At 65.7% G+C, this 12,199-nt stretch carries 12 protein-coding genes and 2 pseudogenes; 8 read left to right on the forward strand and 6 right to left on the reverse strand.

Going from position 1 to position 12,199, the window contains the following annotated elements; all coding sequences use genetic code 11:
* The first annotated feature begins 252 nt into the window (after nucleotides 1-252).
* From EI171_RS03680 to EI171_RS03710, 8 genes and pseudogenes are all read left to right on the forward strand, one after another.
* Nucleotides 253-2,130 (forward strand): PAS domain-containing sensor histidine kinase, encoded by a 1,878-nt coding sequence (locus tag EI171_RS03680; RefSeq protein WP_246740444.1) that lies wholly within the window; start codon nucleotides 253-255, stop codon nucleotides 2,128-2,130.
* Nucleotides 2,127-2,798, forward strand: a complete 672-nt coding sequence (locus EI171_RS03685; RefSeq protein WP_161532625.1) for a response regulator transcription factor — start codon at nucleotides 2,127-2,129, stop codon at nucleotides 2,796-2,798. The genes EI171_RS03680 and EI171_RS03685 overlap by 4 nt, the downstream gene beginning before the upstream one ends.
* A 99-nt stretch (nucleotides 2,799-2,897) precedes the next feature.
* Complete coding sequence (locus EI171_RS03690) at nucleotides 2,898-3,275, forward strand: response regulator transcription factor (RefSeq protein WP_028175265.1); 378 nt, start codon at nucleotides 2,898-2,900, stop codon at nucleotides 3,273-3,275.
* 252 nt (nucleotides 3,276-3,527) lie between these two features.
* Nucleotides 3,528-4,589: pseudogene (locus tag EI171_RS46620) on the forward strand (FUSC family protein); the annotation flags it as partial.
* 103 nt (nucleotides 4,590-4,692) lie between these two features.
* The gene (locus EI171_RS46625) at nucleotides 4,693-5,313 is read left to right on the forward strand and encodes an FUSC family protein (protein ID WP_371740529.1); all 621 of its coding nucleotides are present in this window, start codon (nucleotides 4,693-4,695) and stop codon (nucleotides 5,311-5,313) included.
* Nucleotides 5,313-5,513: a DUF1656 domain-containing protein gene (locus tag EI171_RS03700; RefSeq protein WP_246740609.1), complete on the forward strand. Its 201-nt coding sequence runs from the start codon at nucleotides 5,313-5,315 to the stop codon at nucleotides 5,511-5,513. Before EI171_RS46625 ends, EI171_RS03700 begins: the two co-directional genes overlap by 1 nt.
* An 11-nt stretch (nucleotides 5,514-5,524) precedes the next feature.
* Nucleotides 5,525-6,820: an HlyD family secretion protein gene (locus tag EI171_RS03705; RefSeq protein ID WP_161532626.1), complete on the forward strand. Its 1,296-nt coding sequence runs from the start codon at nucleotides 5,525-5,527 to the stop codon at nucleotides 6,818-6,820.
* Nucleotides 6,821-7,119: 299 nt separating this feature from the next.
* Entirely contained in the window at nucleotides 7,120-8,124 is a 1,005-nt protein-coding gene (locus EI171_RS03710) for an AraC family transcriptional regulator (protein WP_246740445.1), read from the forward strand.
* A gap of 218 nt (nucleotides 8,125-8,342) precedes the next feature.
* On the opposite strand, the gene EI171_RS03715 is transcribed toward EI171_RS03710, so the two are convergent.
* The 6 genes and pseudogenes from EI171_RS03715 to EI171_RS03740 form a co-directional block, all read right to left on the reverse strand.
* Nucleotides 8,343-9,281 carry an acyltransferase domain-containing protein gene (locus EI171_RS03715; RefSeq protein WP_161532628.1) on the reverse strand — a complete coding sequence of 313 codons (939 nt, stop codon included), beginning with the start codon at nucleotides 9,279-9,281 and terminating at the stop codon, nucleotides 8,343-8,345.
* Between the two features lie 9 nt (nucleotides 9,282-9,290).
* A complete protein-coding gene (locus tag EI171_RS03720; RefSeq protein ID WP_011083096.1) occupies nucleotides 9,291-10,241 on the reverse strand; it encodes an AEC family transporter in 951 nt (316 codons plus the stop codon).
* The gene (gene mdcB, locus EI171_RS03725; RefSeq protein ID WP_161532629.1) at nucleotides 10,238-11,116 is read right to left on the reverse strand and encodes a triphosphoribosyl-dephospho-CoA synthase MdcB; all 879 of its coding nucleotides are present in this window, start codon (nucleotides 11,114-11,116) and stop codon (nucleotides 10,238-10,240) included. Before mdcB ends, EI171_RS03720 begins: the two co-directional genes overlap by 4 nt.
* A complete protein-coding gene (gene mdcG / locus EI171_RS03730) occupies nucleotides 11,113-11,793 on the reverse strand; it encodes a malonate decarboxylase holo-[acyl-carrier-protein] synthase (RefSeq protein WP_161532630.1) in 681 nt (226 codons plus the stop codon). The genes mdcB and mdcG overlap by 4 nt, the downstream gene beginning before the upstream one ends.
* Nucleotides 11,768-11,905: pseudogene (locus EI171_RS46630) on the reverse strand (biotin-independent malonate decarboxylase subunit gamma); the annotation flags it as partial. The pseudogene EI171_RS46630 and the gene mdcG, both read right to left, overlap by 26 nt.
* A 1-nt stretch (nucleotide 11,906) precedes the next feature.
* The gene (locus tag EI171_RS03740) at nucleotides 11,907-12,188 is read right to left on the reverse strand and encodes a LexA family transcriptional regulator (protein WP_126262178.1); all 282 of its coding nucleotides are present in this window, start codon (nucleotides 12,186-12,188) and stop codon (nucleotides 11,907-11,909) included.
* Nucleotides 12,189-12,199: the final 11 nt, after the last annotated feature.

Here is a 12,199-nt window from a genome sequence, read left to right on the forward strand (position 1 = left end):
GGCGGCTCGGCGCGCCTGCGGTAAGTTGACGCGGCCGTGATCGGCGATATCACCGAGAAGCCTCGTTCCGCCGGAGAATCTCCCGGTCGCGCCCGCGCCGGATTCAACTGTCCAGGAGGTCTTCCACGAGAGCACGAAAATCGGCCGGCTGGATATTGTGGACGCGATCAAATCGCGGCATCAACGCGGCTGCAATGAGAAGAAGCACAGCCTGCGACGATGACGAACCTTGATCGGCCCACGGGTTCATCCATGAGCCGCGCCGGCTTGCGGTTCTGGTCCGCCGCCCTCGCCTTCGCGGTCTTCATGGTTGACGTGCTGACGCCGCTCGAGGGCGCGGTCGCAGTCCTCTATGTCATCGCGATCCTCCTTGCGGCAAGGACGAATCGGCGCAACGACATCATCGTCGCCGCGACCGGCTGTGTCGTCCTGACCATAACCGCCTATCTGCTGTCGCACGATCTGCATGAAATCGCCTCGCCCGCCCTTCGCGCGCTGGTGAGCCTCGCGGCGATCGGGATCACCACCCTGCTGGTGCTGCAGAATCACGCGGCGACGACGCGCCTCGCGGCGCAAGCGCGCCTGCTCAATCTCTCGCATGACATGATCTTCGTCAGGGATCGCGGCGGCGTGATCACGTTCTGGAACAAAACCGCGGAACAGACTTACGGCTGGTCGGCCGACGAGGCGCTCGGGCAGCTCGCCGACAAGCTTCTGCGGACCAGCTATTCCGACCGGCGGGAAGCCATCGAGGCCAGCCTGCTCGATACCGGGCGATGGGAAGGCAGGGGTGAGCAACGGACGAAGGCCGGCGCCGCGCTCATCGTCGACGCCCGATGGGCCCTTCAGCACGACCATCTCGGCAAACCCGTCGGGGTGCTCGAAACGCACACCGACGTTACGGACCGCGTGGCGGCGCACAGCGCGCTGGTGCAGAGCGAGCGGCGATACCGCCGGATGTTCGACGCAAGCCGGATCGGCGTCGTCGAGGAGGACTGGAGCGGACTGCGGACCGCGCTGGATTCGCTGCAGACCGGAGGGGCGGACCTGCGCGACTATCTGGCACGCAACCCCGATTTCGTCAGGCATGCCCGCCGCCTCGCCAGAATCACCGACGTCAATCCGGCCCTGCAGAAGATGGCGGGGGCAAGCGGCTCACCGGCCTTCATCGAGAACGCGGACAAGCTGCTGGGCGAGAATGATCGCAGTTTCCTCGACGCCCTGGTCGCATTCGCGAACGGAGAGCGGTTTCACGAAGGGGAGACCCAGCTCGTGAGCTTCGACGGGCGTAAGGTCCCCGTGCTGTTCACGATCACCTTTCCGCCCGAACCCGACGGAGATCAAAACGTGCTCGTCTTCGTCGTCGACATCACCGAGCGCAAGCAGGCTCAGGATGCACTGCTCGCGGCGCAAGCCGAGCTCGCCCATGCTGCGCGCGTTGCCACCCTCGGCGAGCTCAGCGCGTCCATAGCGCACGAGGTGAACCAGCCGCTGGCGGCAATCGTCACCAGCGGCGAAGCCGGCTTGCGATGGCTGCGGCGCGACGTACCCGATCTCAAGGAGGTCGCCACCACGATCGGCCATGTTGTTGCTCAGGGCCGCCGCGCCAGCGAGATCGTGACCCGGATCCGGACCTTCCTGAAGAAGGCTGCACCCCAGCAGGATCTGCTGCAAATCGGCGAGGTCATCGAGGAGGCGACTGCGCTGGTCGCGCGCGAGCTCGCCAAGGACGACGTCGCCCTCATCGTCGAGCCGCAGCACGGCCTGCCGCCGGTTCGCGGCGACCGGATTCAGCTGCAGCAGGTCCTGGTCAATCTTCTGATCAATGCCAGCCAGGCGATGTCAGGCCGGCCCGGTTCCCGCGTCATCACGCTGCGTGCAGGCACCGTGGACAGCGAGACCCTCGCCATCACGGTGCAGGACAGCGGCCCGGGCATCCCGCCTGATGACATGGCACGCCTGTTCGATCCGTTTTTCACGACGAAGGATGGCGGGATGGGCATGGGGCTTGCGATCTGCCGAACGACGGTGGAAGCTCACGGCGGCCGATTGTCGGTGGTGAGCACCCCGGGCTCGGGAGCGACATTCCACCTGACATTGCCATATAGCCAAGAACACGCCTCGCCATGACACGACCAACCCAGGCTCAGCCGCCGACGCAACCCTCAAGCGCGACTGTCATCATCGTCGATGACGATGCGGGCATCCGCGCCTCGCTCGACAGCCTGTTTCGATCCGTCGGCCTCGAGACGCGCCTGTTCGGCTCGCCGGCGGAACTGCTCGGCGGCTCGCTGCCCGGCGGCCCAGGCTGCATCGTGCTGGACGTCCGCCTCCCGGGCGTGAGCGGGCTCGATCTGCAGAGCCAGCTCGTCCGGCAGGGCATCAGCTATCCGATCATCTTCATGACGGGCCATGGGGACATTCCGATGTCGGTGCGTGCCATGAAGGCCGGTGCCGTCGATTTCCTCTCCAAGCCGTTTCGCGACCAGGACATGCTCGATGCGGTGACGGCGGCGCTCGAACGTGATGCGCAGCACCGTGCCGAAGCCGCGACCAAGGAGGACATCCGCGCCCAGTACGAGACCCTGACGGCGCGCGAGCGCGAGGTGATGGGCCATGTCACCGCCGGCCTGATGAACAAGCAGGTCGCGGCCCTGATCGGGCTCAGCGAGATCACCGTCAAGATCCACCGCGGGAGCGTCATGCGCAAGATGGGGGTTCGGTCGCTGGCCGACCTCGTCCGCAAGGCCGAGGCGCTGGGGGTATCCCAAACCCGCGGGACTACGGATCACACCTGAGTATAATTCCTGCGGGACTGCCCCGGGTGCATAAGGCGCCATCGGCCGCGCAAAGGGAGATGCCTCCTTGCGGAACACCGCGGTCAGGATTGTGTGCCAATGGCCAAAACCCCGGTGATTGCGATCGTAGACGACGACGAAGGCGTTCGCACGTCGCTGGCGAGCCTGGTGCGCTCGATCGGCTACGAGGCCCAGGCCTACGAATCCGGCATGGATTTCCTGCGGCAGGCACCGGGAGACGATCCGGCATGCATGATCGCCGACGTCCAGATGCCTGTCATCACCGGCGATGAGCTGCAGGCACAGTTGATCGCGTCCGGCCGACGCTTTCCGATCATCTTCATGACGGCATTTCCAAGCGAATCCGTGCGCCGGCGCGTGATGGCGGCTGGCGCGCATTGCTATCTCGGCAAGCCCTCCAGCGGTGACGAGATCATCCGTTACCTCGAAGAGGCGCTGGCAGGCCACGCGCCGTAGTCCGCAAGACGGCCCCTGCCCCCAACCGGACGTGCATTCCGGCAAGCGGGTTGGTGGACCGGAAATACCGGCAAGCCCCGCAAACCTCATATTCGGCGCTGATTTTGCGAGATCGGCAGGCCCGCACGCTCTGCCGGAAACGGATGGGGCACGATGCCAGTGAATACCACCAGTGCCGCCGCGCCGCGCCCGCTGGTCTTTGCCGGCTTTCCGGCAAGTTCCTGGGCGTTCGCGCTGCGGGTCTGGCTGGCGATGCTGCTCGCGTTGTATGTGGGCTTCTGGCTCGAGCTCGAATCCCCGTCGTCGGCCGCCCTCACCGTGGCCGTCCTGGCGCTGCCGACACGCGGTCAGGGTATGGAAAAAGCCGGCTACCGGCTGCTCGCAACCGTCATCGGCGTCATCGCCTCGATCGCGATCGCCGGCCTATTTTCCCAGACCGGCGGCCTCCTGCTGGTGGTGTTGGGCATCTGGGTCGGGCTTTGCACCTATGTGGCCGGCCTGCTGGATGGCAATCGCGCCTATGCGGCGGCACTCTGCTGCATCACCGTCGCCCTGATCGCCGTCGAGCAGATCGACACGCCGCTACAGGTGTTCCCGACCGGCGTCGCGCGTGGCGCAGCCATCGGCATCGGCGTCCTTGCGGTGGCGCTTGTGAACGAGGTTCTGGCCGCGCCGAGCTATCATCCGGTTCTGGCAAGCCGCATCGAAGTGCTGAACCGCCGGGTCACGGATCTCGCGCGAGATGCCGAGCGCGGCGAGACTCCATCCGCGGCCGTTGGGGCTGGACTGCTGCATGACATCGCGGCGGTACGTCCGGAGATCGCCAGCCTGACGACGGAATCGAGCATCGGCACGGCAAGGACCGCGGCCGCGCGTTCCGCGCTGGTCGATCTCGTCAGCGCGCTCTCGCTCGGTCGCATGCTCGCAGCGCTCCCTGCCGCGTCGGCGCTGGCCCCAGAGGCAGCCGGGCTGGTCGCGATATCCCGATCCTCGCTCCGGGCCGAAATCGGCCGAAACAACGCGCAGGTCCGCGGCAGCCTCGATGCGCTGCGCGAAGGGACAAGCCCGTATCGTGCATGGCGCGCACCGCTCTATCGCTCGCGCCGCATCGCGGCCGAGACTGGCGCACGGGCTGCGATCTCGTTCACGCTGATTGCAATTGTCTTCGTCCTGACGGGCTGGCCGACCACCGAGCTCTGCCTCTCGCTCGTTGCGGTGATCATCGGCCTCGGCTCGACGTCACCCTCGCCGCGCAACTTCACGATGGTGGCGGTGATGGCGACGCCGATCGCCTGCGTGCTGGCCGGCATCCTGAAATATCTCGTCTTCAACGGTGTGTCCGAGTTTCAGCTGCTCGCGATCGGTCTTGCGCCTGTCGTCATCGGCCTTCGCACTTCTGATCACGTTGCCGAGCCCCATGCTGTCTTCGATCGGCCGCCTCGTGCTGGTGTTCACCCTCGTCGTGCTCGCGCCGACCAATCCGCAGAGCTACGACCCCGAGGTGTTTCTCGTGACGAGCTTGTTTGTCTGCCTGTCGTCGACGCTGGTCTTCGCGGCGCAGCTGCTGCTGCCTCCCTTGTCGGGCGACCGGCGAGTTCGCCTGCTGCTGGGAGAGGCCCGGCGCGAACTGAGCCGCGCCGACGGGGGACGAGCCCGCCACCTCGCGCCGGAGGAAGCCGCCTTTCGCGACGCGGCGCGGATCGAGCAGATTTTGACCGCAAACGGCCCCTCCGCGATCGACGATCAGATGGCCGGCACGGCGATGCGCTGTTTCGACCAGGCCGCAGCCCTGCGGCGTTGCCGCGCCGAACTGGACCGGGTCGGACAGGGGCCGCTGGCCGTAGCGGCGCAGGCCGCGCGAGAGGCCCTCACCCGTCGGAACAGCGGCGTGATCCTCGCTGCAGCCGAGGCGCTGCACCAGTCGGCAGCACGAAGCGACCTGTCGGCCAGCGCGGCCATTGCCGCGCTGATTGCGGCAAGCGTGGCCTTCGCGCCGTCACAATCTCCGGCCGACTCCAGCCAAGGGAAACGACCATGATGAACACCTATCGGGAACTCGTCATCGGCGGCGTGCTCATTGCACCCATCGTTTCCTATGCGGCAACCGCGCTACTCGCGTTCCTGTTGCTGCGCCCGCTGCTGCGCTTCATCGGATTCGCGAGAGTCTTCAGCAACCCGTCGCTGGCCGAACTTTGCCTCTACGTGGCGATGTTCGGCATGCTCGCACTGTTCTTCTAGGGAGAAGAGTCATGGAAGCTACCCTGCCCCGCGACGCCGCCCCGCTTCGCAGCGACCCATCAGCCGAAGCACCGGGCGATGCCTCAAGTACCGCGGAGGGCTCAGCCGCACCGGAGACCGTGGCACGCGACACCAGCGATCGCACGGCGGACACCGTCAGACCTCCGACACAGGCAACGCCCTCCGCGAGGCCGCTGCACAAGGCTGTCGGCCAATTCATGCTCGGCGCCGGCAAGCATCTCGCGACCCTCGGCATCGCATTGGTCGCCGTCTTGATAGCGGTTGCGACTTGGCAGCACTACGTCACTGCTCCCTGGACGCGGAACGGCAGCGTGCGTGTCCAGGTCGCCAATGTCGCGCCGCAGGTTGCAGGCAAGATCGTGGCGCTGCGGGTTGGCGACAACCAGTTCGTCCACAAGGGCGACGTCCTTTACGTCATCGACCCCTTCGACTTCGAAGTGGCCGTCCGAATCGGCAAGGCGCTGGTTGACCAGCGGGCCGCGGATCTGGAGGTGAAGCAGGCCGAGTTCGACCGGCGTCGGCATCTGTCCAACCTCGCAACGACGCCCGAAGAGCAGCAGATCTATGCAGGCAACGCAGCGCAGGCGAAGGCCGCCTACGAGGCGGCGGCACACCAGCTCGCACAGGCGGAGCTGAATTTGAAACGGACCAGCGTGACCAGTCCCGTCGACGGTTACGTCACCAATCTCCTGCTGCGCGCAGGCGACTATGCCGTCACTGGCGTCAGCAACATCTCGGTGATCGATTCCAACAGTTTCTGGATCGACGGCTATTTCGAGGAAACCAAGATGGCTCGCGTCTGCGTCGGGGATCGCGCGGAAGCGCAATTGATTGGTTACGCCAAGCCGATCCTGGGGCATGTGAAGACCGTGACGCGAGGCGTCAGCGTGTCGAACGCCGCTGCGGGCACGCAGGGCTTGCCCAATGTCGACCCGATCTACACCTGGGTGCGGCTTGCCCAGCGCGTACCGGTTCGCGTCGCCATCGACACGGTGCCGCCGGATGTGCCACTGGTCTCGGGCATGACGGCGACGGTGACAATCCGACAGCCCTCCGCGGGCGATCACCAGACCCGGTTCGACCGGTTCCGCGCGAGCTTCATGGATCCCCTCACTGATCTGTTCGGCGCAGGACAACCGCCGCGTGCGAACTGCCTGCAGGCCACATCCCAGCAACGCCCCGAGGTGGAAGCGATCCCGTATTCGCGCGAACCCGCGGTTCCCTCGGCACAGTCGATCGCGCCCGGCCTTACACCCGGCATCGACGCCTCGCCACGTCTGCCCTGAACACGTCTGCTCTGAATTAGACGAACACGCCCGACCGAACGAGACGGCGCCGCGTCAAACCTCTGGTCCGGCCGGTGCTGCGCTCTAACATCAGACCTCACGACACATGTGCTTGATCCCTTTGGTTCAATTGAACTCTTTGCGACATGCGGTCGCACCTCTCGCATTTGCAAAATCTAATACCGCTTAAGCATCCTTAACGAGCCTTTCGACGAGGCCGCACCTATCGTTCGAGCATGGACCAGTTGCATTCGGCAGCCGTCACGACGGCGGCAGAATCCAGGACACGGGGACGAACGATGCTCACCGATATCCAAGCGGCCGGCGCCCGGTCGACGTATCAACCCAGCCGCCACGAACCGGCCTCCCCGCAGGAGACTCGCGCATTTCCCCTCGAACGGAGGTGGCGCCAGCCCGCGGCCACGCCTGACGACATCACGATCTCGCGCTGGACCTGCACGCAAACGGGCATAAGGCACGAAGAGGCGACGACGCCTGCCGACCGATACTTCTTCGCCATCGCCTTGAAGACGTCCCGCGCCAAACTGACCAGAGGCCGTCACACCATCTTCGACGGCATCATGCCGGCAGGCACGCTGTATATCGGCGCACCGTTGCAGCAGCTCAGTGCGCAGTTCTCGGCGCCGTGCGACTTCCTGCACTTCCACGTCTCGGCCAGCACTTATTTTCCGTTCCTAAGGCCTGGAGCAGGAACAGCCTCGGCCGAAGGCCTCAACGACCTCGTGCTGCTCCGCGACCCCTTTGCCGAACAGCTGGCGAAGGCGCTGACAGAACGCGGCCATTCGGCTGACCGGGAATTCGCGCGTTGCATCGGTCAGACGCTGGCAATGCACCTCGCCCGGCGCGAGCTGCCACACTCGAAAGTCAATGCCTTACCGAAATGGCGACTGCGGCGCGTGGAGGAATACGTCGGGACGCACTTCGACCACTGCATCAGCTTGTCCGAGCTTGCCAAGGTGGCGGGACTGTCCCGGATGCACTTCGCGGCCCAGTTTCGCGCCGCGACGGGATACCGGCCGCGCGAGTACCTGCTGCATCAGCGCATCGAGCGTGCGAAATCGCTGCTGTCGAATTCCGAGACGGCCCTGGCCGAGGTGGCGCTGACCGTCGGCTTCTGCACCCAAGCGCATTTCTCGACCGTCTTCAAACGGATCACGGGTGACACGCCTGCGCGCTGGCGTTGCGCCAGCCGGAACGCATCGGCTTCGTCCAGGCTCTCCGGCGGCGATCCGGCTTCGACATACAAGGCCGCGTCTCACGTGCTGCCCGCGGACTTCTCGTGAATCATGCGAAATGAGAAACACAAGGGGTTCGTGAAATACTTTGGCCGCGGGATCGGCGATGCTGTGCGTGTTAGGTGACTGAGACCCCAAGTCACAGCTCGAGCCTCCCTCCTCCCTGGGCATACGAGCGTTTTAGGGCCGTCCTCCCCCAAAGGACGGCCCCCTTTTTCGACCGGGCAGCGCGATCGACGGCATCGTCTCTTCGGAATTTGGCGAGGCTAGTCGTTCAGGTGACGCGCAGCCCAGGCGCGGACGCCCTGAAGACTCCTGAAATCATCCAGCGAGCGAGCCGGAAGTCCGGCCCCGATTTCCGCAACCATGCTGCTGAGCGCATGTCCCGGCCCCAGCTCGATAAACCCCGTAGCGCCCGCTTCGACACAGGCCCGCAGGCAATCCGCCCATTGCACCGTTTGCGAGATCTGCGCGGCAAGTTTGTCGCGACCGCTCTCGAGCGAGACGACCGGAGCGGCATCGATTCCGCTCAGAATGCGCGCACCGGTCCTCGGGGGAAATACCGCCGGTGCCAGGCGCAAGGTCTCACGAAATGCGGCAGACGCCGCGGCGAGCCGCTTGGTGTGGGAGGCAACCTCGACCGGCAACGCGACGATCCTTGCGCCGTGCATCGCCCGCGCGTCGTCGGCAATCCCGCCCAGCGCCTCACGGCCGCCGCCGACGACAAAGGCATCGCCCGGATTGACGATGGCGACCGCTGCGCCGTGACGTTCGCAAAGCTGACCGACTTTCTCGCGCGAAAGACCACGGACGAAGATCAGCCCGTCGCCGGCGCGCGTGGCCGCATCCATGGCCTCTGCGCGGCGTGCCACGAGATCGAGCGTGGCGGTCGCATCGAGCACGCCGCCGACACCCCAGGCCGCGACCTCGCCGACACTGTAGCCGGCAATGATGACGCCGCGTGGAATGACATCTGCGAGCGCGCGCGCCGCGGCGAGCGGCTGCAAGGTGCAGAGAATCTGGCCCGTACGGTTGCGGTGCAGGGCCTCATCGGGTTCGCCGCGGACGAAATCGCGCGGATCGCTGCCACCGAGCAATGTCGCCGCGTGCGCAAACAGGTTCGCGGCCTCAGGCGCGCCGCCCGTGAGGGCGAACATGTCCCGATGCTGTCCGCCTTGTCCCGAGCAGAGGATCGCAAGCGTCACGGTCGCGACCTAACCGGGAAAGAGCATGGCGATTGCAATCGCCAGGGTCACGACGCTGAATCCGGTGCTGGCGATGACCATGGATCCCGCCGTCGCGGAATCCAGCCGGTAGTTGACGGCAAACAGGATGCCGAAAAAGCCCGAAGGCACCGCGGCAAGCAGAATGGCAGTCTTGGCGGGATCAGGCGCAATCGGAATGAAGTGAATGACCGCAATGGCCAGCAGCGGCCGAACGACATCCGAGGCCGCCGTTGCGGCCACGATCCGCCAATCCAGCCGGAACGATTGTGCCGACAGAATCGCCCCCGTGAGAAACAGGGCGACACCCGCGGCGGCGCTCCCGATCAACGCCAGGCATGCATGGGCAAGTGCATCGAGGCTCACGTCCGACAGCGAAAGCAGGATGCCTGCCGCAGGCGCCAGTACGACCGGCTTGGTGATCGCGCGCCTGACTGCCGTCAGAATCTGCCGCATCGACAATTCGGCGCCCTGCGCCCTGCTCGCACCCATTTCCACCATGATCAGGGTCAGCGGGCTGATCAGAATCGAACCCGTTGCCAACGCGACCGCGACCGGGACGGTGCCGGCGGGGCCCAACACGGACGACAGGATCGGAAGTCCGACGCCGGCAAGGTTCGGAAAGCCGATCGTCAAGGCCTGCAGCGACGCATCGGACCGGGACGCCTTCGAGAACCTGCGCGCGGCGCAATACCAGGCGACATAGAGCAACAGCATCGTCACGCCGAGCACCATGGAGAGCGGAACCTGTTCGATCATATCGCGGCGCGAGGCCGAAGCGGTCGCGGCGAACAAGGACGCCGGCAGCGCAAAATCCATCACCAGCGCGTTGAGGGCGTCGACGTGAAGATTGTCGACGATATGAAATTTTCCGGCGGCGTATCCCAGCAACAGGACGAAAAAGACCGGCACCAGCGCCATCAGGATCGCGTTGGACATCATGGAATCGGCCTTTCATGGGCATCGACGAAGAGCGTCATAGCGAGCAGGTCGGCCGATCCACCCGGGCTGAGACGGCGGGCGACGAAACTTTCGTGGATCGATTCTGCCCGCGCACGCCAGCCGGACGCGCAGACGCCGCCGGCATCGACGAAGCGACGCGCAGCGTCATGTGCAAAACGAAGGCCGTCGAGGCCGCCGCGATGCAGGAGGTTGGTGTCTTCGACGGAAGCGATCAGAGCAAAGCACACCTCGACCCGGGCGGCTTCCGTATCCTCCACAACGACAGTTGCTCTCCGCAAGGCCGGCAAGCCGATTCCGTAGATGCTGGGAAATCCCCTCGCGGCCTCGATACGCGCACCGCCCGCGCGAAAGCGGCGGCGGGCTACGCTGCCATGGCTGTGCAGCAGCACCGGACCATCGAGGATGCTGTCGCCCCACAGGCGCGCCACGACGTCGCCAAGCGGAAGCTCGGGAGCGACCAACCCGCCGGCTCTCGCACCGGCGGCCGCGCACAGCAGGCCGAGCCCGAAGATCGCGCCACGGTGCGTGTTGACCCCCGACGTCGCCGCGAACATGGCGCGCTCCGCCTCGAGGCCAATGATCCGCAGCCGCCCCATGCCGCAGCCAAGCGCACCCGCATCGGCCAGGCGTTGCAGATAGGGCCTGATGGCCGCGGCGCTGCGACGAAACGTGCCCGCATCCATGTCATCGTGACTGCCATTGTCGACATGGCTCACCAGCCCCGGTTTCGGCCAGGTTTCGAGCTCCTTGACGAGGCAATCGGCGGCGACAGCACCGATGGCAGAGACATCGGGCATTATCCGCGCGCGGCGCAGAAGCGGCCGTTCCATGCCTCTTGCGGCCATGGTGATCATGATCCCGTCGCTCCCGAAATGAATTGATGCCTGTCGAGCAGGACCACGCGCTCAATGCTCTTGACCAGAAGCTCGCTCGCGCCGCCGTGGACTTCACGCCAGTTCACCGCAGCGCCGTCGGCGCTCATCAGCTCGCCATCAAGCCGTATCGGCGCGCTGGTCTCGATCGCGGCGACATCGGCGACGAAGCGATCGATGTCGGTTTCGCTTCGAAACTCGAACAGGACATCGAGATCGGAACGGCCGGTCACGTAGTCGAGCCCGGTCAACGACTGCCAGGCCAGGCTGCCGTAGACGCGCGCGTCCACCGAATGGCGACGCGCCAGCCCGTCGAGCCGGTCGAGCGTCGGCCACCAGTTGCGCGGCGCGTAAGCCCGCGCCTGTTGCAGCGACGGCGGCCGCGCGACCGAGGCGACGTGGTCGATTTCGACCAGGAGGGCAACCCGTTTCTTGCCGGCAGAAGGCGGCAGGGGCAGGCCCAGCGCGACGCCGGTTGCCTCGTGTGGCAAGGCGCGCCGCCTGATCGTCGGCCACCGCATTTTGGGCCAGCGCGCGAGAAGGGAATCGGCAGCGAGATCGTCGCGCGCGTCCAACATCGCGCGCCACCCCGCGGGGCTGACGAAGACGAGGTCGTGACGACCGGGCGGTCGATCACCGTGCTTGCAGGGCGAGGTCACGAACGCGCTCCGCGATCTCGGCGGCCTTCAGCCGGCCGCCACGCTGCTTGCCGAGCGCATCCCGCCGGTCCTGCGCGGCCGGCATGTCGGCGAGCAACGCCTCTAGTGGTTCATCACAGTGATTTTGACGTTTTGATACCGAGCCATTCGAGGATCGGCAAGCTTTCCGGTGGCACGAGGATTTCGATGCTTCTGGGGACGCCGGGTTGACGTCGGATGAAGCCGTTTCGTTCGAGGGTGACGATCATCTGATGGACCGAAGGCGGGCTGACGCGGAAGTGGCGCTGGATGTCGGCTTCGGCGGGGGGACGTCCGAACATATGGGCGTAGGTATGGATGAAGGCCAGGTAATAACCCTGCTTCTCGGTGAAGCGCGCGCCTGATTTTTGACTCATCGTTGGATTCG

The organism is Bradyrhizobium sp. LCT2, assembly GCF_009931255.1.
GTDB classification, from domain to species: domain Bacteria; phylum Pseudomonadota; class Alphaproteobacteria; order Rhizobiales; family Xanthobacteraceae; genus Bradyrhizobium; species Bradyrhizobium diazoefficiens.